This is a genomic window from Paenibacillus sp. G2S3, from assembly GCF_030123105.1.
Lineage (GTDB): Bacteria > Bacillota > Bacilli > Paenibacillales > Paenibacillaceae > Paenibacillus_AQ.
The window spans coordinates 2,417,305-2,439,058 of the sequence record NZ_CP126095.1; the positions used below are offsets into that span (position 1 = coordinate 2,417,305).

22 protein-coding genes and 1 pseudogene are annotated in these 21,754 nt (G+C 41.9%); 16 read left to right on the top strand and 7 right to left on the bottom strand.

The window, feature by feature from the left end:
- The first annotated feature begins 64 nt into the window (after nucleotides 1–64).
- From QNH28_RS10395 to QNH28_RS10445, 11 genes are all read left to right on the top strand, one after another.
- Nucleotides 65–280, top strand: a complete 216-nt coding sequence (locus QNH28_RS10395) for a hypothetical protein (RefSeq protein ID WP_283911281.1) — start codon at nucleotides 65–67, stop codon at nucleotides 278–280.
- Nucleotides 281–376: 96 nt separating this feature from the next.
- Nucleotides 377–1,630, top strand: coding sequence for an insulinase family protein (locus QNH28_RS10400; RefSeq protein WP_283911282.1), 1,254 nt, complete (start codon nucleotides 377–379; stop codon nucleotides 1,628–1,630).
- A 14-nt stretch (nucleotides 1,631–1,644) separates the two neighbouring features.
- The gene (locus tag QNH28_RS10405; protein ID WP_283911283.1) at nucleotides 1,645–3,480 is read left to right on the top strand and encodes an ABC transporter ATP-binding protein; all 1,836 of its coding nucleotides are present in this window, start codon (nucleotides 1,645–1,647) and stop codon (nucleotides 3,478–3,480) included.
- Nucleotides 3,481–3,533: 53 nt separating this feature from the next.
- Complete coding sequence (locus QNH28_RS10410; RefSeq protein WP_283911284.1) at nucleotides 3,534–4,130, top strand: RNA polymerase sigma factor; 597 nt, start codon at nucleotides 3,534–3,536, stop codon at nucleotides 4,128–4,130.
- On the top strand, nucleotides 4,066–4,851 hold the full coding sequence (locus tag QNH28_RS10415) for a hypothetical protein (RefSeq protein ID WP_283911285.1): 786 nt from the start codon (nucleotides 4,066–4,068) through the stop codon (nucleotides 4,849–4,851). The genes QNH28_RS10410 and QNH28_RS10415 overlap by 65 nt, the downstream gene beginning before the upstream one ends.
- Nucleotides 4,852–4,902: 51 nt before the next feature.
- Nucleotides 4,903–5,793, top strand: coding sequence for an ABC transporter ATP-binding protein (locus tag QNH28_RS10420; RefSeq protein ID WP_283911286.1), 891 nt, complete (start codon nucleotides 4,903–4,905; stop codon nucleotides 5,791–5,793).
- A 12-nt stretch (nucleotides 5,794–5,805) separates the two neighbouring features.
- Complete coding sequence (locus QNH28_RS10425; RefSeq protein WP_283911287.1) at nucleotides 5,806–7,044, top strand: DUF2705 family protein; 1,239 nt, start codon at nucleotides 5,806–5,808, stop codon at nucleotides 7,042–7,044.
- Nucleotides 7,045–7,056: 12 nt separating this feature from the next.
- Nucleotides 7,057–8,295 carry an ABC transporter permease subunit gene (locus tag QNH28_RS10430; protein WP_283911288.1) on the top strand — a complete coding sequence of 413 codons (1,239 nt, stop codon included), beginning with the start codon at nucleotides 7,057–7,059 and terminating at the stop codon, nucleotides 8,293–8,295.
- 130 nt (nucleotides 8,296–8,425) lie between these two features.
- Nucleotides 8,426–8,878 carry an iron-containing alcohol dehydrogenase gene (locus QNH28_RS10435; protein ID WP_283911289.1) on the top strand — a complete coding sequence of 151 codons (453 nt, stop codon included), beginning with the start codon at nucleotides 8,426–8,428 and terminating at the stop codon, nucleotides 8,876–8,878.
- Nucleotides 8,872–9,510 (top strand): dehydroquinate synthase/iron-containing alcohol dehydrogenase family protein, encoded by a 639-nt coding sequence (locus QNH28_RS10440; RefSeq protein WP_283911290.1) that lies wholly within the window; start codon nucleotides 8,872–8,874, stop codon nucleotides 9,508–9,510. Before QNH28_RS10435 ends, QNH28_RS10440 begins: the two co-directional genes overlap by 7 nt.
- 105 nt (nucleotides 9,511–9,615) lie before the next feature.
- Entirely contained in the window at nucleotides 9,616–10,476 is an 861-nt protein-coding gene (locus tag QNH28_RS10445; protein ID WP_283911291.1) for a divergent polysaccharide deacetylase family protein, read from the top strand.
- On the opposite strand, the gene QNH28_RS10450 is transcribed toward QNH28_RS10445, so the two are convergent.
- Complete coding sequence (locus QNH28_RS10450; protein WP_283911292.1) at nucleotides 10,463–11,215, bottom strand: N-acetylmuramoyl-L-alanine amidase; 753 nt, start codon at nucleotides 11,213–11,215, stop codon at nucleotides 10,463–10,465. The two genes, QNH28_RS10445 and QNH28_RS10450, sit on opposite strands and share 14 nt — an antisense overlap.
- A 181-nt stretch (nucleotides 11,216–11,396) precedes the next feature.
- Between QNH28_RS10450 and QNH28_RS10455 the strand changes: the two genes are divergently transcribed.
- Nucleotides 11,397–11,585: a YqzE family protein gene (locus QNH28_RS10455; protein WP_234541790.1), complete on the top strand. Its 189-nt coding sequence runs from the start codon at nucleotides 11,397–11,399 to the stop codon at nucleotides 11,583–11,585.
- A 172-nt stretch (nucleotides 11,586–11,757) separates the two neighbouring features.
- Here the strand turns inward: QNH28_RS10455 and QNH28_RS10460 are convergent, their stop codons facing one another.
- The 3 genes from QNH28_RS10460 to QNH28_RS10470 all read right to left on the bottom strand — a co-directional run bounded on the left by QNH28_RS10460 (nucleotide 11,758) and on the right by QNH28_RS10470 (nucleotide 15,751).
- Nucleotides 11,758–12,789, bottom strand: a complete 1,032-nt coding sequence (locus tag QNH28_RS10460) for a hypothetical protein (protein ID WP_283911293.1) — start codon at nucleotides 12,787–12,789, stop codon at nucleotides 11,758–11,760.
- Nucleotides 12,790–12,944: 155 nt separating this feature from the next.
- Complete coding sequence (locus QNH28_RS10465) at nucleotides 12,945–14,009, bottom strand: YqhG family protein (protein ID WP_283911294.1); 1,065 nt, start codon at nucleotides 14,007–14,009, stop codon at nucleotides 12,945–12,947.
- Complete coding sequence (locus QNH28_RS10470; protein ID WP_283911295.1) at nucleotides 14,006–15,751, bottom strand: DEAD/DEAH box helicase; 1,746 nt, start codon at nucleotides 15,749–15,751, stop codon at nucleotides 14,006–14,008. The genes QNH28_RS10465 and QNH28_RS10470 overlap by 4 nt, the downstream gene beginning before the upstream one ends.
- A gap of 397 nt (nucleotides 15,752–16,148) precedes the next feature.
- Between QNH28_RS10470 and QNH28_RS10475 the strand changes: the two genes are divergently transcribed.
- Nucleotides 16,149–18,809: an adenosylcobalamin-dependent ribonucleoside-diphosphate reductase gene (locus tag QNH28_RS10475; protein ID WP_283912113.1), complete on the top strand. Its 2,661-nt coding sequence runs from the start codon at nucleotides 16,149–16,151 to the stop codon at nucleotides 18,807–18,809.
- Nucleotides 18,810–19,074: 265 nt separating this feature from the next.
- On the opposite strand, the gene QNH28_RS10480 is transcribed toward QNH28_RS10475, so the two are convergent.
- The 3 genes and pseudogenes from QNH28_RS10480 to QNH28_RS29730 form a co-directional block, all read right to left on the bottom strand.
- Nucleotides 19,075–19,419: a hypothetical protein gene (locus QNH28_RS10480; protein WP_283912300.1), complete on the bottom strand. Its 345-nt coding sequence runs from the start codon at nucleotides 19,417–19,419 to the stop codon at nucleotides 19,075–19,077.
- A gap of 37 nt (nucleotides 19,420–19,456) precedes the next feature.
- Nucleotides 19,457–19,762, bottom strand: a pseudogene (locus QNH28_RS10485) (YheC/YheD family protein); the annotation flags it as partial.
- A gap of 24 nt (nucleotides 19,763–19,786) precedes the next feature.
- The gene (locus QNH28_RS29730; RefSeq protein ID WP_481858385.1) at nucleotides 19,787–20,143 is read right to left on the bottom strand and encodes a YheC/YheD family protein; all 357 of its coding nucleotides are present in this window, start codon (nucleotides 20,141–20,143) and stop codon (nucleotides 19,787–19,789) included.
- Nucleotides 20,144–20,539: 396 nt separating this feature from the next.
- Here QNH28_RS29730 and QNH28_RS10490 point away from each other — a divergent pair, with 396 nt between their 5' ends.
- The 3 genes from QNH28_RS10490 to QNH28_RS10500 are packed head-to-tail and all read left to right on the top strand — an operon-like array spanning nucleotide 20,540 to nucleotide 21,743.
- On the top strand, nucleotides 20,540–20,995 hold the full coding sequence (locus QNH28_RS10490; RefSeq protein ID WP_283911297.1) for a hypothetical protein: 456 nt from the start codon (nucleotides 20,540–20,542) through the stop codon (nucleotides 20,993–20,995).
- Between the two features lies 1 nt (nucleotide 20,996).
- On the top strand, nucleotides 20,997–21,350 hold the full coding sequence (locus tag QNH28_RS10495) for a hypothetical protein (RefSeq protein WP_283911298.1): 354 nt from the start codon (nucleotides 20,997–20,999) through the stop codon (nucleotides 21,348–21,350).
- 21 nt (nucleotides 21,351–21,371) lie between these two features.
- A complete protein-coding gene (locus QNH28_RS10500) occupies nucleotides 21,372–21,743 on the top strand; it encodes a hypothetical protein (RefSeq protein ID WP_283911299.1) in 372 nt (123 codons plus the stop codon).
- Nucleotides 21,744–21,754 lie beyond the last annotated feature (11 nt).

Genomic DNA, 21,754 nt, shown 5'->3' on the forward strand with positions numbered 1-21,754 from the left:
ATATTTTTCCTCATATTATGAGGATCAATATAAATGAATTAACAATAAAGGAGGTGAATAGATCATGTTAGTAATCAATCCCTTGTTTCGCAATCAAGATGATGCTGTGACAGCTGCACATAAGTGTAACTGTATATGTAATGTGGACACTCCTAATCAACATGATAATACTGGAGACAGAGCATGGTGGTGGGGTGTTCCGGATTGTGGCTGCGGATGCAACAGCAATATTACTGATAATAAAGAACGTAATACCTCTACAGCAAGTAATGGATCATAAATGAATTGAATTTTGAAAAAGGTGATCTAACTTTATGTTAGCTCACCTTTTAATTTAATATATTTATATTCTCTTATTAAGGAGATAGGAATAGGAATGAAACCTAAATTATCTTTATCTTTTCAACAAGAAAAAAATATATATTTTGTTAACGATGAATGTGAAGAGACACTGGTAATAGTGTGTATTAAAGCTGGATGTGGTCAGGAGCCATCGGGTAAAAATGGCATAGCTCATCTAGTTGAACATATATGTCTTTCATACCGTAAGTATATTCCTTCATCATGCAATAGTTCCCTTATTTTTAATGAGATTCGTTCATCAGGATTTACTAACTATGGTCAAACAATCCTAATGTTCTCTTTTCCATCTCACATGGATAATATCAATATGTTCCACCAGATTTTAATGATAATTCTTAGTAATGCTATTATAACTAACAAGACTTTTGAGATATCAAAATTAGAGCTATTGGCTGAATGTAAACAGAAAGGATCTCAGTGGTACTGGCAACAGGAACTCATTTCTTTTATTACTAATAGCCAGATCAACGAGCTTCCGGTAGGTAAGGTTGATGAGATTGTGCAATTACAGATGAAGGATGCGGTCACATTTATTCAAAACAACTACACTAACGATAATTTAGCACTAATATATTTTACCGGACTTCAGGTGCCTGAAATTATATCAAATCTAAATCAAACAATACCATGTGTAGATACTGTAACTCCTAATTCATTAAATCATCATGAGTTAGGCATCAGTTACGGAGTAGAACAGCAAAAGTTTAACTTGTCAATTTGTAGACTGGAGCATCCTACTAATTTAAAAGTCGTAGACTTCTACTATCAACAAACCTATCAATCAGTGAATCTCAAAGAAAAATTGACAAGGATGTTATTTGAAATCATTACAAAGATAAGTATTGATGAATATGTGTCTGTATCCCCTTATGCTAATAGATGCTCGGACGTTTCAGTAAAGGATAAGCATGTGTCAGCTTATTTTTATTATGCTGTATTTACACTAACCTTTATTTCCATAGATGACACAATATCTACTTTTGCAGAAGACATTGCTTACTATTTGAAACGATTATTGATCACAGAAGAGAAACTGAAAGCATCGAAAGAAAGTATTTCTCCTTTTTTGTGTGAACCAGAACAGCCTAGCAGAGTTGAATTATTCCAAAATATATCCTCGCATTTTTTTTATGGTGAACCTATTCATATTACGTGTGAACATTACAATCAGTTAAAGGAATTGCTAGATAAAATAGAGGTAAGCGATTTAATGAGTTACAAGAACTGGATTTTGAATGCTCCTTGCAAAATAGTAATCTCTACCTAAAGGTGATGATGAGCTTGATTAAAAAAGCAAAACTATTGAAGCGAAATTTAAGGGTTTTTTCAAAAACCATTGTTCTTCTTTGGAAGACAAGTCCAGCTACTTTTCTGTCAATTCTTTTTATAGATACACTTATCGGATTGACAGTTCCAGGGAAGTTATGGGCATGGAAAGAGTTCATAGATGCGGCGACTGAAATTTTGTCTGTTCCTTCTACCTCTTTCAAAAAGATGTTTTTATGGTTGGCCGTAAATTTTCTTCTTGTACTGCTAGGCTCCGTCTTGGGTAAAGTGTCAAATTTTGTGCAGAATTTATTTTCAGCGCGATTGAATAAAGCTATAACAGATAATATTTTGCATAAAACAATGGCTTTGGATATGAAAGATTTTGATGACTCCGAAACTTACAATCAAATTCAAAAGTCTAGTGACCAGTCGTTGAATCGAAGTATAAGTATATTGCAAACAATTGTAAGTTTTATAAATAATATTACGACTCTTTTTGGTGTTATAGGAATTCTTGTGTTTCTAAAATCTTCCATCGTATTACTGTGTCTTATTTCAGCAGTCCCGATGTTTTATATCAGTATCAGAATTCTTAACAAATGGTTTGGTGTGTTCAACGAACGGTTTGAACAAAATCGATTTATCAAGCATTTGAAAACAATATTAATCACAAATAATTATGTCAAGGAACTAAAAATTTCCCGCTCAGATCAATATCTCACCAAGACTATTCTTGATATATTGGAGAAATACATACATGAGGATACAAAAATTAGAAAGCGTTTTTTAATAGAGACATCCTTGGTTGATATCATAGATAATGCGATAATGTATATCATTAAGATTTTGGTAATTATTATTTGTGTGAACAGCAGGTTAACAATTGGATCTTTAACAATGTATGTAACCGCAGTAGATAATCTAAAAAATGCTGTATCTAATATTCTCTCGTTATTATCGATGGCTTATGAGAATTGTCTGTATATGCAGAGTATATTTCATTTGCTGGAGATCCCAGAAGAGTATCAGGATGGCAAAAGGGAATTCCCTTCTCCATTTGAGCGTATAGAATTTAGGCAAGTTTCCTTTAGGTATCCTGGTACGCATCATTATGTACTTAAGAATATCAATGTGGTGCTTGAAGCAGAACATTCCTACGCACTTGTGGGATTGAATGGATCCGGAAAAACAACGTTTATTAAGTTGCTGCTGAATTTATACCAGCCAACTGAAGGAGAAATATTTGTAGATGGTATAAATATTAGTGAATTTAATCGTTCGAGCTTGTTTCTGAATGTCGCCGCGGTATTTCAGGACTTTATACAGTATCCTTTTGATATAAAAACTAATATCGGTTTGGGAAATTTGGAAGAGGTAAACAATCTGGACAAAATAATTGACGCGGCAAAAAACTCGGGAGCAGATGAATTTATTGCCCAACTTCCTGAGAAATATGAGACCAGACTAAAAAAGGAATGGTCCGGCAGTGTCGATTTATCGCTGGGACAATGGCAGAAGCTGGCCATTACGCGGGCGTTAATGAAGCCCTCCGCTATACTAATTCTGGATGAGCCAACTGCATCATTGGATGTGATCTCAGAACATGAAATTTTCATGCGTTTTCAGGAAATGAAATTCAGTAGATTATGCATAATGGTAACTCATCGATTTGTTAATACCAGAGATGTGAATAACATCATTGTTCTTCAGTCGGGAGAGATAAGAGAATTAGGCACGCACGCCGAACTGATCCAGAAAAAAGGAGTGTATGCGAGTCTGTACAGGATGCAAGCAGATTCGTACGAAAAGGAAGCGTCTGAAGAATTTCACGAAAAAGTCACAATGTAACTTCATTTTTTTTCTGTATAAATCAGTTAAACATAATAGAGAGGAGGGACGTAGTGGATGAAGTGGAGTGGATCCGGCGAATACATGAGGGGGAGACGCAGTACTTAACACCGCTGATCGAAAGGTATTACCCCGGAATCCAGAAGTATTGCTACTACAGGGTTCGAAGTGAGGAAGAATCGAAGGATCTGACCCAAGAAACTTTCTATCGATTTTGCAGATATATTGACAGATATAAGAATGCAGGAAAATGCCTCGCATACTTATACACAATCGCTCGTCACCTGTGCAATGATTATCTGCAAAAACGGTATCCGTTGTGCTGTGTGCATGTGGAGGAAGCAGAAAAACCGTTTTCACAGCCAAACGGCTCCATTGAAGAACAAGTAGAAGGAGAGCATCTGGTTCATGAGCTGCTTCTACTTCTGCCTGAAGAGCAGCGGGAAATGGTTTTTATGCGGTTTTGTCTGGATATGACCTTCCGCGACATAGCTCGTGTTACGGGAGTAAATGTATGCATGGTTCAATATCGAGTGAAGCGTGGGCTAATTGTTTTAAGAAGCTATTTGGAGAGGAGTGAATTCGTTGAAGAAGAAGCAGCGACAGTCCATAGTAACTACACTAAGAAACTACCCTTCGTTTCCCGTTGATCGGGGGCGGTTAGAGGAGACCATTCATGAGGCAGCTATAGAACTGCGCCAAGCACAGGCTACACAGAGAACCTCATTTACAGAGTTCTATAAGGCTCAACTTCGCTTCATCAGTTGGAAGGTATGGGCATTACAGCTGTTAATTGTTGCTGGAATGGGGTTACTTCTGCATAACTTCATTAATCATCCTCACGGAAATATCCAAATTGTCATGCTAGCATCTATTTCAGCTCCATTACTGGTGATCACGGGGCTACAGACACTGACTCGATCTTTAACCTTTCATATGCTGGAGATTGAATTAAGTACTCGGCATGTACTAGAGAAACTGACGCTGGTGCGTATGAGTTTGCTTGGAATAGCGGATCTTATCGGCTTGACCTTGCTGGCCGTTCTATTGAATGTTTGGATACAGACGGGGATTTTGAGCCTCCTACTGTATCTGCTGGTGCCCTTCAATATTGCTTGTCTTGGTTCCCTTTGGTTATTGAACCGGATTCGTACATCAAATTGTGGATATTATTGTCTCCTTTACTGTGCTCTGTTGGTAATTGTGCAGATTATATTTACATTTAATTATTCCTTCTCACTGTTTTTATCATCAGTAACTGGATTATGGCAGGTATTACTGGTGCTTTCTACGGTTGGAATTGTTTACGAGACTCGAGGGGTATGCAGGACATGCAGAAGCCTGGAAACGGCCTCAAGAATACAATTTTAAGATTGTGTGAGACAAGTCAAAACAATAGAGAATAAAAGGAGGAAGTCTGGAATGCTCGAACTGACTTTAAATCAGGTGAGTAAGCATTTTTCCGCCAAAAAGGCGGTAAACGGAATCTCAATCCGACTTACCAGTGGTGTCTACGGTTTACTGGGGGCAAACGGCGCTGGAAAAACAACATTGCTTCGGATGATCTGCGGTATCCTAAACCCTACTTCGGGAACGATACAGATGAACAATGAGGAAATTGGTCGTATGGGGGAACGCTATCGCGATTTGCTTGGTTATCTACCTCAGGACTTCGGATATTATCCTGATTTCAGTGCAGAGGAATTTCTGTGGTACATAGGTTCGCTAAAAGGATTGACGCTGGCGGCATCAAAAGGGAAAGCTCGAGAACTACTCGGCACTGTGGCTCTGGATGATGTGGCTCGGAAAAAAATCCGCACTTTTTCCGGAGGGATGAAACAGCGGCTGGGTATCGCACAGGCACTACTTAATGATCCCCGCTTGTTGGTACTGGACGAGCCGACTGCAGGACTTGATCCTAAAGAACGGGTCCGCTTCCGCAACCTTATCGCCGATTTGGGTAGGGACAAGATTGTTATTCTTTCGACACATATTGTATCCGATGTGGAATATATTGCTGATCAGATTCTTGTAATGAAGAAAGGTAGTTTGCTGACAGCCGGCACGGTGGATCAGCTGACGGCAACGATGAAGAGCTTCGTATGGTCATGTCGTATCCCAGTCCGGGAGGCTGAGGAATGGAATGCCCGTTATTGTGTAAGCAATTTGCGGCATGAAGGGGATCAGGTGGAACTGAGAATTGTGTCCGCAGAGAAACCTATTGAGCAGGCGACATCGGTCGTGCCAACGCTGGAGGACTTCTATTTATACCATTTTCAGGAGGAAGAAGATATTACGGCTATTGAAAAATAGGGGGCATGACTTATGGATATATTGACCCGTTTCGAGCTGCGAAAGATCATGCGCCGAAAATCATTTTATGCAGGAATTGTAATCTTGATAGTGGCGGCGTTATTCTTATCCATTATATTAGTCGCAAATATACAAACCACAGGAAAAGATGGTAAGTTCTTGAATGGAGTGGCAGCTATCCAATTAGAAAGAGAGTACAATCGGCAGCTTGCCGGTCCGTTGACCATAGAAAAGATGGAAGCAGCGGTTAAAAGACATCAAAAATTACTTCGTGACCCTGAGAACCTTGATGAAAAAGGTGAGATGACCGTCGAAGCAAATGCCAAATATGACGTTAAGGATAATCAAATTCAATTTTTGATTACAGATGCATTTTCTCCTGCAAGCGGATATGATTTTTACCTTATAAACAAAATAAATCCTGAAGACGTTAAGGAATTTTACCAGAAACGGATGGAAAAAGTCCAAGGATTTTTAAAAAGTAATGACTCAGGTAGCAATTACACAGTCAAAGAGAAAGCTTTTTTCACCAAAATGAATGAGGAAATTCCGGTGCCTTTTCAAATGAACTATGTTACTGGTTGGAAAAATGTATTTGAGAATTTGCCGAGTCTCTTACTAATTATTGCATTTGTCATTGCGGTCTGTCTCGCTCCCGTATTTGCAGGGGAATATCAGAAAGGAACAGACTCCATTGTGTTATCTACTCGTTATGGTCGCAGCAAAGCCATCGCTGCCAAATTGAAAGCAAGCTTTATCATATCTGTAGGACTTATTGTGTTAGCAATTGGGATTTATACATTCTTAATTCTAGGGGTATTTGGATTCGATGGAGCGAATGCCAGCGTGCAGATGATTAAATTTTTGGCTCCTGTTCCCTACACGGTGATGCAAACCTATATGTGGGCGGTAATTATCGGTAGCCTTGCTTGTCTATTGGTGGGAGCGCTGACACTTTGGCTCTCCAGTCGGATGGGCAACTCATTTTCCGTTATTATAGCCGTTGGAATTCTTCTTGTAGGTACCCAGTTTATTCCTGAAAATAAAAATAGTCGTCTATTTAATCATCTTATAGAATTGCTGCCAGGTAGTATGTTTGACAGCTTTAGTAAAATAACAGGTTATGAAGTATTCCAACTTGGGTGGCAGTTGATTCCTGAGTATAAGATAATGGTTGGATTCTCGGTAATAACTATAACACTATTGCTGCCTTTAAGTTATCGGGCATTCAAAAAGCATCAGGTTATATAGGAGGCATAAATCATGGACACGCTGACGCGGTTTGAACTGCGGAAAATAATAAGGAGCAAGTTGTTTTACGTCGTAATTGCGATTGTAATAGCAGTAGTCCTACTTTTAGCTAACATGAGGGTCACAGGGGCATACATAACGGGTAAGGATGGTGAGGAATTAAAAGGATTGGCTGCAATTTCCCTCCAAAGAGAATACGGACGTCAGCTTGCCGGTCCCTTAACGACGGAAAAATTGGGAAATTCGATTGAACGACACAAAAAGGCTCATCTCGATCCGAACAATATTGATGATAAAGGGAATTTAAAGAATGAAGCTTATGCTAAATATGAAGTCCCGGATGAACAGATCAATACTTTAATTCGTTACGCATTTTCTCCTTTGAGCAATTATGATTATTCTGTAATGGATAGATTGCAACCAGATGATGCTAAAATGTTTTATGAGAAACGGATTGAAAAAGTTAACGGTTATTTAAATTACGATTATTCTTATGGTAATTATTCAGTCAAGGAGAAAGCATTCTTTAATACAATGAACGAGCAGCTTCATGTTCCATTTCAGATGGACTATGTTACTGGATGGGAAAAAGTATTCCAAAATCTTCAAAACCTCTTTTTAATTATATCTTTGGCCATTGGAATATGCCTCGCTCCCATGTTCGCCGACGAATATCAGCGGGGTACGGATGCGATCATTTTGTCTTCTCGTTATGGTCGCAATAAGGTCATCACCGCCAAATTAAAGGCTGGCTTTATTCTATCTATAGCACTACTATTGTTAGCGCTCGTGGCATACACGCTTTTGCTGCTCGGAATATTTGGATTTGAGGGTGCGAAAGCAAATGTGCAGATGATTGACCTTTTGGCTCCCGTTTCCTTCACAGTCTTCCAAGCGTATCTGTGGGCGATCCTCATCGGTAGTCTAGCCTGCCTGATGGTGGGAGCATTGACTCTGTGGCTGTCCAGCCTTATGAGTAGTCCCTTTTCTGTTATCATTGTCATAGGAATATTGGTTATTGGTCCACTGTTCATTCCTGCCAGCAAGAGCAGTCGACTGTTTAATCATCTGATAGATTTGCTGCCAGGTAATATGTTTGACGGTTTTAAAAAAATAACCTCATATGAATTGTTTAATCTGTTTGGTGTTTTAATTCCAGAATATAAGGTCATGGCAGGCTTCGCTCTTGTTGTTATAGTGCTACTACTGCCTCTTACTTATAGGGCATTTAAGAAACATCAAGTGGCCTGAATTTGAGAATATTTTGAAATGGTTTACTATTTATACTCATAGATGATTTTTCGCGATAGATCTTTTTTTATAGCCAGTCTGAAGCAACACTCCTTAGAATAAAAGAATATACAAAAAGAGGAGTGAAACCATGACGCAGATCATATGTTCACCGACTAAATATATTCAGGGGTATGGCGAGATTCGTAAGCTGGGAGATTATTGTTTGCAGCTAGGATCGAACAGAGCTTTTGCGATTGTAGATCCTTATATTTTTTCCATGTACAAGGAGGATATCTTACACAGCTTTGAAGTGAACGATATTCCCCTTATAATGCGCGAATTCAAGGGTGAGTGCAGCCGTAATCAGGTGGATGAGATAGTGTTAGAACTTGGCCTGAAGGACGCTGAAGTTATCTTAGGAATCGGTGGCGGCAAGACCTTAGATACGGCAAAAGCATTAAGCCACATGGCGGGTCTCCCGGTAGTTATTGTACCCACAGTGGCCTCGACGGATGCACCTTGCAGCGCTTTATCAGTGTTGTATACGGACGAAGGTGACTTCGACTATTACCTTCCATTAAAAAAAATCCTGATATGGTGATCGCAGATATAGATATCATCGCTAAAGCCCCTGCAAGATTGCTGGCGGCTGGAATGGGTGATGCTTTGTCCACCTATTACGAAGCAAGAGCTTGCCGTCAATCAAGAGCGGTTACTCATGCAGGCGGGACTAGCACAATCGCAGCGTTCTCTTTAGCACGTGCTTGTCTGGACACACTTCTTGCTGAAGGTGAATCCGCACTCCTGGATGTTAAACAGGGGATCACCTCTTCTGCAGTGGAACATATCGTTGAAGCTAATATTTACTTGAGCGGCGTTGGGTTTGAGAGCGGTGGGCTTGCTGCAGCCCATGCTATTCATAACGGACTGACCCTGCATGAGGAATGCAGGAATGTGTTACATGGTGAGAAGGTTGCCTTTGCTACGATCGTGCAGTTGGTCTTGGAGAAGGCTTCAGAAGATGAGATCGCTCAGGTCATTGCTTTTTGCAAAAAAGTCAGCCTTCCCGTTACACTTAAGGAGCTTGGGATCACCAGTAGCGATATGGATAAATTAATGGTGGTTGCAGAAGCTAGCTGCTCCCAGGAAAGCCCAATGAAGAATATGCCATTTGAAGTTCAATCTGTGGATGTGCTGGAAGCAATCCTTGCCACAGACAAGCGCGGGTATTAGCAACAGCTCTATTGTAAATTATTGCGAACCCTCCTCGTACATATTTAACCTTCGTGAACCAAACAATGAGAACAATTGTTTAAGACGAAGGAGGCGTTCCTCTTGATGAAGGACAGTCGAAAGGTTAAACGTTACTTACTAAATTGGATTGCTGTTGCTGTAGTAATGATTACCACAATTGTTCCGGCGACGCCGGCTGTCTCTGCTGCCACGTCTAAAGACAACACTACAAATACGCAGCTTGAAGAGAGTGCACCCAAACGTAATAAGGTCGCTATCATTATTGACGATTTCGGCAATGGCATGAAGGGGACGGATGAAATGTTCTCGTTACCGATAAAGCTTACTGTAGCTGTCATGCCTTTTTTGCCTACATCCGTGAAGGATGCCACGCGCGCGCATGAACGCGGAGATGATGTTCTGGTGCATTTGCCGATGGAGCCGCGCCAAGGAAATCCTAAATGGCTTGGACCAGGAGCCATATTGGCCAAGATGTCCGATGAGGAAGTGCGACAAAAGGTTGAGGCAGCACTCGATAACGTTCCTTATGCGATCGGGATAAATAACCATATGGGCTCGAAAATTACCGGGGACGAGCGGATTATGGCGGTGATCTTATCCGTATGCAAAGAACGGGGATTGTTTTTTGTAGACAGCAAGACCAACTACCGTTCCGTTGCTGGCAATATGGCTTATCGTATGGGGTTGCCACGCGTAGAGAACCATATCTTTTTAGATGACACACATACAGCAAGTCATGTTCTGAAACAAATGGGTCTCGTCAAAGACATGGCGAAGGATCAACGATTTTGTGTAACGATTGGTCATGTTGGTGTATTTGGGAAAGAGACCGCCGCAGGGATCCGCAGCGGTGTTGAGCAAATGAAAGACAGTGTTGAATTTATAGGGATTTCTGATCTGGTTAAAAACGAGATGAAATGGAGCTCCCACCCTACACTTCCATAAGATAAGCTACAATTCCATCAGCGATGGCTTCAGCGATTTGTTGCTGCCCTTTAGGGGTGCACAGCTTTTCGCGATCGGTCGGACTGCTTACAAAACCCGCCTCAACGATAACGGTTGTGGCGGTTATTTTGTTGAGTAAATAAAAAGGCTTGCCTGGTCTTGGATGAGCCTCGACATCGTAAAGATTGTTTAATTGATGCTGAATGGATCTAGCAAGGATGAAGCTACGGCCCTCTTGTCGATACAACACGAGTGGTCCATGTTTTGAGGGTGAAGGTGCCCAGTTAATATGGATGCTTACCACTACAGTAGCAGGTAATGTCTCAGCAAGCTCTTTACGCTGTGCAAGATCGCGCAGATGTCGAGATTTACTACGCAGCCAGCGGTTCTCATCACTTGGGGCATAATCTCCATTGCGGTTCAAAGCAACGTCAAAGCCATCGCTGCCCAGCAGTAGAAATAATCGGCGTGAGATATCTAACGTGATATCTTTTTCAAGAATATTACCGAAGGAAGTTCCACCATCGATGCCTCCGTGTCCCGCATCAATTAGGATCATACGGTGTCCGTGACCTAATAAATGCTGACGGTCATCCTTCATCACGGGTTTCTCTGGTGTTGCAGAGACAAAGGAGCTCCCCATAAACAACATTAGTAGTCCAACGGTAGTTAGAGTGATACAAAAGCCAAATACAGCAGCTGCTGTTCTGGGAAAGATTAGTTTTCTCCAGTGGTTCAAGTGAACGCCTCCTTGCATGTGAATAACGTGCCCTGGATTCTTTGTTAGATTGTGCTTTATTAGGTAAACCTATTCGACAAATCAGAAGTCTGTAGTTTAGATCTAACTGGAGTGGTGCACACTAAGAGCATGGGATGGACGTTGATCATCTAATTTCACTTACAATATAGGAGGTGTTACAATGGCTTCCGGTGGGGATGAACTTGTAAAGTATATAACGGAGAAGGTTGTCGTCTATATCGAGGATCCGCGTGCCATACATGCCCGTAGAGCAGCTACGAAGCAGCCATGGTCACAGAAATGGTTCGGCATGCTTCCGCTTGGGTGGTCTATCTGGCGAAGCAAGTGGAGTCATGATAAAAAAGAATAAATGTCTAAATAGCAAATAACCTTCCAGTGCCTTTGTTCATGGGTGGCAGTGGAAGGTTATTTGCATTTGTTTAAATATAAGAATTTATATGCTTACGTTATAAATTATACTTCTATTTCTCGCATAAACACTTACCGTCCTCATAAGGACGCCGAAGGCGTTTATGCTTGTGTTAACGATTATATCCGAGTGTTTTGGTAGTTCTGTCAGGCAGCTTATGCAGTGTTCCATTTTTCTGTAGTGCAGTGAGAGGTAAGTATCGTTTTCCTTCAGGGCCTGACGCCACGTAAACGGTAAGCTTGTTGTTCTCAGATTGACCATGAGAAGGCTGCCAACTCTGATAACCTGTAATCATAAAAGGTGCCCCAACAAGGTCGTTTCGCCCGGTTGCTTGATAAGCGATGCTTTCTTTGGGTCTAATCAGAAGCGCGATATTGTCGCCGCTGACTGTGGTTAGTTTAGGAGCAGTCAGCCACAGGATATCTTCGTACGGATCATCTGACCCTCCACTATTGAAAGCCGATAGCGGTAATATATCAGGATTAAGATTAGTGATTACATCTGTTGCTGGAGGCTGCTCTTTAAGAACTTCGTCCGCTTTGCTGAGTGTCCAAGGTAGAATTTGTGGCACAGAAGCATTGATGTAAACCGTCTTTTCGTCAATGGTTAGTTTCCAGACTGGTAGAAGCGGTGCATATAAAGCAGTAAGATTTATTGTTCCTGAAAAAGATGATGTAATGAGACCCTTCTGCACCAAAAACTGGCGCAGATCATTTAAACTGTATGGGAGTCCGTAAGTGCCGGCTCCATATTCACTTAACATATATCCGCCTGTATCGGTGGCGGAAATGATCATGTATCCAATCCGCTCTTCACCCTTCATTACATTTACAAGCCAGCCATGTGTACCTGGACCAAGGGGATAATATTCTATCCTTGCATCCTTCCAGGCTGTAAATGGAGCTTCTGCAGCGAGCTTGTTCAGTGTAGCCTTAGCGAATTCTTGGACCGTACTCGGAGAAGGTAAGGTACTCATCTTCAATACAGGAATTGTATCCTGCGTGACTGACTGGATCACACTTACTCTAGCCAGCGCCAGCGCTGAAGGGGAACCAGAACTGGATACAAACAGTCCAAAGCTTAGAAGCAGGAGGAGGCATCCTTGACCCGCAAGTTTCAGCCTCCGCCGCAAACTTATTTTCATGGCGTCGTTCACCTTTCTTTGTTAAGAAATGTCAGGAAGGTTAAGCTTTACTCTATTGTAGTGGACAGGCTATAAAAAGGCTGTTGCTTGCTGTCGCGCCTGAAGGCGGAAGTTCTCTTGTTTTTTTGCCTGCTTTTAGCGAGTAGGGTCGCATTCTACAGGCTTCGCAGATGAAACAGTCCATAGGTTATCGCAGAAACTGCAATTTGCGGCTCATATTGCCAAATGGTCTCCTGTCGACGACGGTTATACTGTTCCTGAGTGCCTAGACGTTTTTCTTCATCCGGCTCTTTCAGCAGCTCTCCGTAATAAATATCAATGATAGCCAGCTCGATTCTAAGACGCTCACGTGCCTGTTCTGCCCAAGTGTAATCAAGTTCGGCTAAATGAGAGGTAAGATGAGCCTCTAATAAATCTGTAGCGGCTTTCACTGTTAATTCATAAGGCTGAATATGGACGTTTTCCGGTAAACGGGGGGTCATCTCCCGCGAGGCTATCTTAGCGTTAAAGTCATCTATGATGGTCCCTTTTGTCAGAGAGATTCCGAGATAATGCAGTTCTTCCCGTTTCAAATCGCAGCTCATCTCCACTTTATAGCAGACACCGAGCCACGGTTCATAGGCTGCTGAGAAGAGTGTGTTACGCTGCCTGCTTCCAGGATCCTCAAATAAGTAAAGGCATTTCCCTTCATCTTGGGCTGCACTCCAAATTTGCTGCAGGCGCTTGCTTCCATAGATGATATCTTCACGTCGTATCATACCGGGCCCAATTCGAGGCAGAGCTGGTACAATCCCGAAGTAACGGGCAAGGATACTGTCTTCAGGATTTGAGGAAGGGACATGAACGACATTTGATTCAGGTGATGCTGGGTTCAATAGATCCGCGCTAGCCTCGGCATCAGTTGTAGCACCCATCGCTGAATTTCCGGTAATTGGCGGGTTCAATGCTCCGATGCTGCGATTTACTGTTGGCGGAGCTTCTATAGCTGCCTGGCTGTCGTATTTTTCCGGATCAAAAACAAAGGTGAAAGAGAGTGTCTCCGGATCAACACCAGTACGTTCCACGAATCCCCAATAATAAGGTCGATCTGTAAGCATTCTGTCCGCTCTTGGTGATAGCTTTACAGTTACGTGAATGGGCGATACTTCAATAATGGAGCATTCTGTCGCCTCCAGATAGTCCATTACATGTTTACGTACTTCCTGTGAGTTGAGGGTCATGTCGCAGTCTCACTTTCTTTTTTAATACCCTGAGTCAACTCACTTAGGGATTCACCGATATGATCTAGCTCATGTCGCAGCTCTTCATCGGAGCGGGATTCGAGCATGATTTTGTATAAACTTTTCTCCAGCGATTCTTTCTTCTCAAAACGCTCCAGAATCACATCCAGCCCGCCAATGACCATTTCGAACATATTGATTTTCTCGTGTAGCAGATGCAGAATATGTTCTTCAATCGTGCCCTGCGTGGATAAATTATAGATAACCACATCATTTTCCTGACCTAACCGGTGAACTCGCCCGATCCGCTGTTCTACTCTCATGGGATTCCAAGGCAGATCGAAGTTGATCATATGGTGACAGAACTGCAGATTAATGCCCTCACCACCTGCCTCGGTTGCGATCATGACTTGAGCGCGACCGCGGAAGAGATCCATCATCCAGTCCTTTTTACCACGATTCATCCCGCCGGAATAAGAAACACACATTAGCCCATGTTCGCGGAAATACTGAAGCAAATATTCTTGAGTCGCGCGATACTCCGTAAAAACGATGACCTTTTCATTCATTTCTTGAATGAGAGATAGTGTTGTTTCGGCTTTGGTATTGGTCTTAACCGTACGAAGTGTGTGCAGTAGCTCCATCATCCGATCGCGTTTCGGAGAATCTGCGGGCAGCTTCTTGATCAGATTAACTAAAGTGATAAAGACGGCATCCCGACTGCTGCATACCTCACGCTGAAGCGTTACCAAGGAAAGCATGCTGCTGAGATTGCCCCCCGATTCCTGATACTGATCTTTAACAAAAGAAGTGACAGCGTCATATAATACTCTCTCTTCCTGTGAAAGAACTAGCGGAATATTACGGACTTTTCGTTTCGTAAAGTTAACGGGACCTTCGCCACGCCGATTGCGGATCATCACCTTCGATAGCTCGTCCCTTAGCTGACCTTCATTCTTAGGCTGACGTTTATCAACGACGAAATTCGAAGCAAAATCGCCCTGATTTCCTAGTTGCCCTGGCTTCAGTAAAGTGATCAAATTAAATAGCTCGCCCAGATCATTCTGAACGGGAGTGGCGGTTAGGAGCAGGCAATATTTTTTTCGTAATTGCTGTACAAATAAATAATTGGTCGATTTTTTATTTTTTAGCTTATGGGCTTCATCAATAATCAACATGTCATATTCATTTTCCAGCAGCATTTCTTTATGTGGATCGCGTTTCGCGGTGTCCATAGATGCGACGACAATCGCATTTCCCCAGGAATATGCTTTTTTCTGTGCAACAGCAGATATGCCAAACTTGGCATTCAGCTCGCGGACCCACTGCAATACGAGGGAAGCGGGTACCAGTATAAGCACTTTAGAGACGAGACCGCGAACAAGATATTCCTTGAGTACAAGTCCTGCTTCAATCGTCTTCCCAAGTCCAACCTCGTCTGCAAGAATCGCACGGCCCGACATCTCAAATAAAACCTTATGCGCGGTATCGAGCTGATGAGGAAGCGGGGATAATCCGGATAAATGCTTCATGCATTGCAGCTCATCGAAGCTGGTTACTAGACCCGTTTGTTCACCTTGCACAGCAAGCTTGGACAGACGGTAGTCTCCCCACGGACCACCTTTATCTAGTTTGAGTTCTAGATCCTGCAGCCAATTCCGGTCAAAAGAAAGAGGAACAGGCAGTATAGGCGCTGACTTTCCACCTTTGTGAGGTAGAGAATTACGGAATAATTGCGTCAAGGTACAGCCTCCTCAGGTGCTATTTCATATCATCATTCGTAGGAGTAGTATGCTCTTAAACAAGAGAATTCATAACCTTCTATTTTTCTTGATAGCCTTTAAAAAAGAGAGTAAAAGCGAGAAAACGCGGCAAGGTTTGCGATATTTCGGCTGCTTAACTCTATTTTCGAAAAAGACCTTCGATACAATATGTGGTATAGTTTAAAAGCTTACGCACACAATATATTGTGACAAAAGCATGAAAATGTGATTTTTTAAAGTGCGTAGCTGCTATTTGTTATTGACAAGATGAACTTCCTACATACACCCGTAAGACGGAAGATAAGTGTAAGGAAGTTTTTGTTGTGGGTCACAAAATGTACGCCCACACCTTGAAATGGAACTGATATTTACTACAATGCGGGAGGTTTTTCTATTGGGTAAAGTGGAACGGAAGCAACGCCTTGAAGGGCTAAGTGAAAAAATATTTTTGGATCGTTATGCTTGGAAGGATGCCGACAGCAATAATGCTAAAGTGGGCGATGTTGTACTCGTTCTAACAAAGGATGATCCGAAGTTTCCCACGAAGGAAGTCGGAGAGATCGTAGAGCGTAAAGGCAGAATCGTAACCGTAAAGACACGCAGCGGCGAACTTGTGAAATCAGATGTTGAAAAGCTGACGCTTAATATAGAAAAAACACCAGAGGAAATGTGGGATCGTCTGTCTACAGCTATGGCTTCTGTGGAGAAGACGCCTGAGCTTCGAGAAGAATGGGCGGGTAAATTCCGTTCGATCCTGGATGATTGGAAGCTCGTACCGGGTGGACGAATTGCTGCTGGTGCAGGCGCTAGTGAAGAACTAACCCTGTTCAACTGTTATGTAATTCCTTCTCCAAAAGATAGCCGTGGCGGCATTATGCAGACGTTGGCTGAAATGACAGAAATCATGGCTCGTGGTGGCGGTGTAGGCATTAACCTATCCTCACTACGTCCACGCCGTGCAATTGTGAGAGGTGTTAATGGTTCTTCCAGTGGTTCTGTATCTTGGGGCGGTCTGTTTAGCTATACCACTGGATTAATTGAACAAGGCGGTAGCCGCCGTGGTGCACTCATGCTCATGATTAATGACTGGCATCCAGATGTGGAGGACTTCATTACCGTAAAGCAAACGATGGGTCAAGTGACGAATGCGAACCTTTCGGTATGTGTGAGCAATAGCTTTATGAAGGCTGTAAAAGAAAATCTAGATTGGGATCTCGTATTTCCGGATACTACAGATCCAGAGTACAACGATGTGTGGGATGGCGATCTAGACAAGTGGAAGGCTGCGGGAAAAAACGTTATTCATTATCGTACCGTTAAAGCGCGTGATGTGTGGCGCACCATTATTGAATCCGCTTGGAAATCCGCGGAGCCAGGCGTTGTGTTCATGGAATACTACAATCAGATGTCCAACAGCTGGTATTTTAATCCGATCATTTGTACGAACCCATGTGGGGAGCAAGGACTGCCAGGCTGGGGAGTCTGCAATTTGTCCGCTGTGAACCTGTCTAAATTCTACGATGAGAAGAATCATGATGTAGACTGGGAAGATCTCGCGACTACGACGCGTTATTCCGTACGTTTCTTGGACAATGTCATTGATAAGACGCCTTATCATTTCCCGGAAAATGAAGCAAATCAGAAAAACGAACGCCGTGTGGGTCTCGGAACGATGGGTCTTGCTGAGCTGATGATCAAATTGAACATCCGTTACGGTAGCCCGGAATCTTTGGCGTTTCTGGACAAGCTGTACGGCTTTATGGCTCGTGAAGCGTATCTTGCATCCGCAGAGATTGCTGGTGAGAAGGGATCTTTCCTCGCTTTTGATACCGAGAAATACTTAATGAGCGGCTTTATAAAAAATATGCTCGAAACGTATCCAGAGGTTGGCGAAGCGATTCGCAAACATGGCATGCGTAACGTTACAGTAATTACTCAAGCGCCTACAGGTAGCACAGGTACAATGGTAGGCACTTCGACAGGTATTGAGCCTTATTTCGCCTTCAAATATTTCCGTCAAAGTCGCCTTGGCTACGATGAGCAGTTCGTTCCAATCGCTCAAGAATGGCTTGAAGCTCATCCAGGAGAAGACCTGCCAGATTACTTCGTGACCTCGATGGATTTGTCGGCTAAGGATCATATTCGTGCGCAAGCAGCGATTCAACGCTGGGTAGATAGCTCGATTTCCAAGACAGCCAACTGCCCGTCTGACTTCACTGTAGAAGAGACGGCTGAGCTATATGAAATGGCCTTCGATCTGGGCTGTAAAGGGGTTACGATCTACCGTGATGGTAGCCGTGATGTGCAGGTTCTGCAAACCTCGAAGAAGGAAGATGCAGCTAAAGAGGTAGCTCCAGCAGTTGAAGCTGCAGTTGCTCCTGAAGCAAGTGCAAGTGTTGTAGCCGCAAGCCCAGCACCTCAAGCTCCTACTAAAGAGCTGGATAAACAATACAAGAAACGTCCGCAGGTTCTACGCGGCGCAACCTATAAAATCAACACACCTTTTGGCATGGCATATATTACGATCAATGATCTAGATGGCACACCGGCAGAAATCTTCCTGAATGTAGGTAAAGCAGGTTCTGACGTCTTTGCGATGGCAGAAGCACTCGGTCGTGTCTGCTCCTTGTTCCTCCGTTATGGAGATCATGGTGAGAAGGTAGAATTGTTGATCAAACATTTAAAAGGTATCGGCGGATCAGGCGCTATCGGCTTCGGTGCGAATCGAGTTGAATCCATTGCTGATGCTGTAGCTAAAGCATTGGAAGCTCACGTGCTGAGCAACGCTCAGGATGATCATGTGCCTGCACCTATCGCAGCAACTTTGGAGCTAGAGGATTTCAATGAAGCTTTAAATGCGGAGTTGAAAGCGAGTGTTCCTGCGGCAACATCTACCGATGATGGCCATGGTGGACATGGCGCGCATAACCACACTAGCGCTTCACGTGATCTTTGCCCATCTTGCGGCGGCGCTTCGCTGATTAATATTGAGGGTTGTAAGACTTGTGGCAATTGCGGGTATAGTCGGTGTGGGTAAGTATTTGACATAGAATAATTTGAATAACTTAGTGTGATTTTTCATTTTAAATGAGAAAAATTCGTTTTAAACGAGAAAAATCATTGATATTCAAGTGTGTGCATATTTATGCATTAGAACTAAGTTTTTAAGTCGGTAAGCCTTTCTGTTAAGGTTTATCGGCTTTTTATAATAAGCCAAACAGAAACATGAGTTGTTGTTGGTTTGTCATTGAATATAAAGTACAAAGCGGATAACCTGCCCTTAGTTGCAAGAATTAATACATCTAGAATAATATTTGGAGAATTGCATTTGAAAGACCTTCTAATGGCAATCCCTTTGCCAATGGTGAAAAGGCTATGGATACTATTCCTTCCTCCTTCAATACATCCTGCACCCCATTTTCTATCCATCTATCGAACATTTCTATATTGCTGACCGAGCCAACCTCGTCACTGCCATATTTAGCCGTACAGATGAGGATCGGAGCCGTCCTAAATTGGCCGGAGGTACCATTATTAAAGATTTTTTCTGTACGAATGTCGATAAAATGAATATCATCCCATACGCCATTCCCTTGGTCATGATCCACGCTGTCACCCCGATAGCCCTGGATCACGTCAATATTCATAAACCAATATCGCTGACCGCAGCTCGTACTTGCATGCCTACCTTGGTACCAGCAGATTCGGTAAAGGCAACCGGATTTTTGTATACGACATCCAAGGGGCCCCTTTATTATTATATAGCCATAATGCATATTCCATAGGGCGTACTAAAGCTTTACGATAGGTGCTGCTGTCCCCGGATCGGGCGAATACTTCTCGGGCAGGCGTCGGGTTGACCTCTAAGACATAGATCCTTCCTTCACGATCGATGGCTAGATCAAGAGCTAATTCACATAATACACCAAAGCTTTCTTCTAGAAAGACAGCGGCCTCAAGACCTAGCTTTTCGGCAGTTTTCATAACCTTCTCGGTTTTCTCTGTGCTACCTAGCTACTCTTTCAATAAGGTCTCTGCACGAACCGCGTGACCACCACCATGAAGATTAGAGGTTATGCTTCGTGCAGCACATACTCTTGCGGCCCTTCCAGTTAGCAGTGGAATGCCCTGCTGAATAAGGAAGCTTCCTCCGATACACCATTGACGAACAATCGATTCCAGTCGTGAGGCTGAGACCTTCCGAGGGGCTATGATACGGCGATCCTGCCGACTGCCTTGGATATCAAAGACGCCTTGTTTATCCTTCTTTTTCTCTATTCTAAAAATACCACGTCTATCCGTACCGTTAGCCGGTTTGATATAGACTACTGGTGTCTGTTTAAGCGGTACTATATAGATGTGGAAAAATATTCAAAAGATTCTCACCGCAGTAATAACCAAACTATCGTGTTGTTTATTACATGTGTTTGTAACCAGCTTTACGATCTATACAGCTTTTCTAAGTAATTTGAACTCAAAGGGTCTAATGAAAAGGGTTGTACTTAACTTCTACTTTGTTCTTTGTTCATAAACTTTAAATCAGTTCAAATAAATTATCTAATCTTGACTTGGAAGAGGGGGTTTCTATTAGTTTTCGCCTTGAAATTCCCGATGATTACATTATAAGGATATTTAGTGTTTTAGTTAAAATTAATCCATATAATTTCAGGGGTCTTATATAGGTGCTTGAAGCAAGAAGAAAATCTCGATGAAGGGTGATGATATCATTAGAGCATTAAGTGAACGAATGGAAAAGGGGGGCGAAAGATGAAGTCATTCAAGACAGGGCTACAAGCCACTCTTTATGTAATACTGGTGGTTGGACTGCATCTGATCTTAATCTATTTTTTAAAGATAAGAATAGAGGGATGGGGAACGGAGTTATTAAACAGCTCATTTAAGGTGTACTTTATACCACTTTTATTATGTTTTATTAATTCTTTTTTGATTATAAGGACTCAGAGGATAAAGTACAATGCTATTTGGTTTTTGGTAACTATGTTATCCAGCCTCTTACTTCTTTTATTTTTTAATGCAACGCAAGATGACAGTGATAGTGATGATGGAGTTGTCGTTTCTATTTTATTTTTTCCAAAATATCAAGTGGAAATGCTCATTCTGCTTCCTTGGAGTATTTCTATTATACAATTTATCTTAACTCTATATTATCTAATCAAAATAAGGAAAAATCTAATCGTTAGAAATAATAAAGGGGGAATGTAATATGAAAAGAATATTTTCATTAAGTATAATTATTACAGCTTTTGTTTCTTTATTTAGTCCAACTGGAAAGCTCCAAAACTGTACATATGCTAATTCAGTTCATGAATCTGTATACAGCAATAATCCAGTCGAACAATCTTCGATCGGAATATTGAGTACATCAGTATACCCAGATAATGCTGTCGTGAAATATGGAGAAAAGATATACATCAATTATAGTTTCAATGATAAGGCTCACCCAGTACTCATTAATATTTATAAAGATGGAATAATATTTTTACCTGGAATAATGGGAAGTGAGTTGTTTCTGGGCGATGAGCAGGTATGGGAAAAAAGAATCAAAAATGATAGATAATCATTGAGAGGTTTTAACTATATGAGTTTGATAATTAGTGTAATTCAAAAGGGAAGTATAATTGTAGATACTAATTTTTTGGAGGAGCAGGTACCCGCACCACATAATAATTTGTTTGGTTTCGAATCATGTAGAAAAACTCTCTGGGGAAATGATTTAATTAGTGAACTCGGATGTGAGTTAATATATTCTTTAAAGAATACGAATATTTTTGCGTTTGATGAAGGAATAGAAAAACTGGAAAGTGAATTCCTTATTTTGCTTGATAATTTAAATACTATAGAACTACATACAGACTATGATAAAGAATTTATTGAATTTAGGGTAAGGAATGCTTTGGAAATGATAAAAGTAAATAAGCTTTTAAACACAAAAACACGCGTACTTGTCTAACACAGGTACGC

Bases quoted from the DNA above. Each gene is read 5' to 3' on its own strand.
- QNH28_RS10395 (WP_283911281.1), top strand. From the start codon at position 65: ATGTTAGTAATCAATCCCTTGTTTCGCAATCAAGATGATGCTGTGACA.
- QNH28_RS10400 (WP_283911282.1), top strand. From the start codon at position 377: ATGAAACCTAAATTATCTTTATCTTTTCAACAAGAAAAAAATATATAT.
- QNH28_RS10420 (WP_283911286.1), top strand. From the start codon at position 4,903: ATGCTCGAACTGACTTTAAATCAGGTGAGTAAGCATTTTTCCGCCAAA.
- QNH28_RS10425 (WP_283911287.1), top strand. From the start codon at position 5,806: ATGGATATATTGACCCGTTTCGAGCTGCGAAAGATCATGCGCCGAAAA.
- QNH28_RS10430 (WP_283911288.1), top strand. From the start codon at position 7,057: ATGGACACGCTGACGCGGTTTGAACTGCGGAAAATAATAAGGAGCAAG.
- QNH28_RS10435 (WP_283911289.1), top strand. From the start codon at position 8,426: ATGACGCAGATCATATGTTCACCGACTAAATATATTCAGGGGTATGGC.
- QNH28_RS10440 (WP_283911290.1), top strand. From the start codon at position 8,872: ATGGTGATCGCAGATATAGATATCATCGCTAAAGCCCCTGCAAGATTG.
- QNH28_RS10445 (WP_283911291.1), top strand. From the start codon at position 9,616: ATGAAGGACAGTCGAAAGGTTAAACGTTACTTACTAAATTGGATTGCT.
- QNH28_RS10455 (WP_234541790.1), top strand. From the start codon at position 11,397: ATGGCTTCCGGTGGGGATGAACTTGTAAAGTATATAACGGAGAAGGTT.
- QNH28_RS10460 (WP_283911293.1), bottom strand. From the start codon at position 12,789: ATGAAAATAAGTTTGCGGCGGAGGCTGAAACTTGCGGGTCAAGGATGC.
- QNH28_RS10465 (WP_283911294.1), bottom strand. From the start codon at position 14,009: ATGACCCTCAACTCACAGGAAGTACGTAAACATGTAATGGACTATCTG.
- QNH28_RS10475 (WP_283912113.1), top strand. From the start codon at position 16,149: ATGCGGGAGGTTTTTCTATTGGGTAAAGTGGAACGGAAGCAACGCCTT.
- QNH28_RS10480 (WP_283912300.1), bottom strand. From the start codon at position 19,419: ATGAATATTGACGTGATCCAGGGCTATCGGGGTGACAGCGTGGATCAT.
- QNH28_RS10490 (WP_283911297.1), top strand. From the start codon at position 20,540: ATGAAGTCATTCAAGACAGGGCTACAAGCCACTCTTTATGTAATACTG.
- QNH28_RS10495 (WP_283911298.1), top strand. From the start codon at position 20,997: ATGAAAAGAATATTTTCATTAAGTATAATTATTACAGCTTTTGTTTCT.
- QNH28_RS10500 (WP_283911299.1), top strand. From the start codon at position 21,372: ATGAGTTTGATAATTAGTGTAATTCAAAAGGGAAGTATAATTGTAGAT.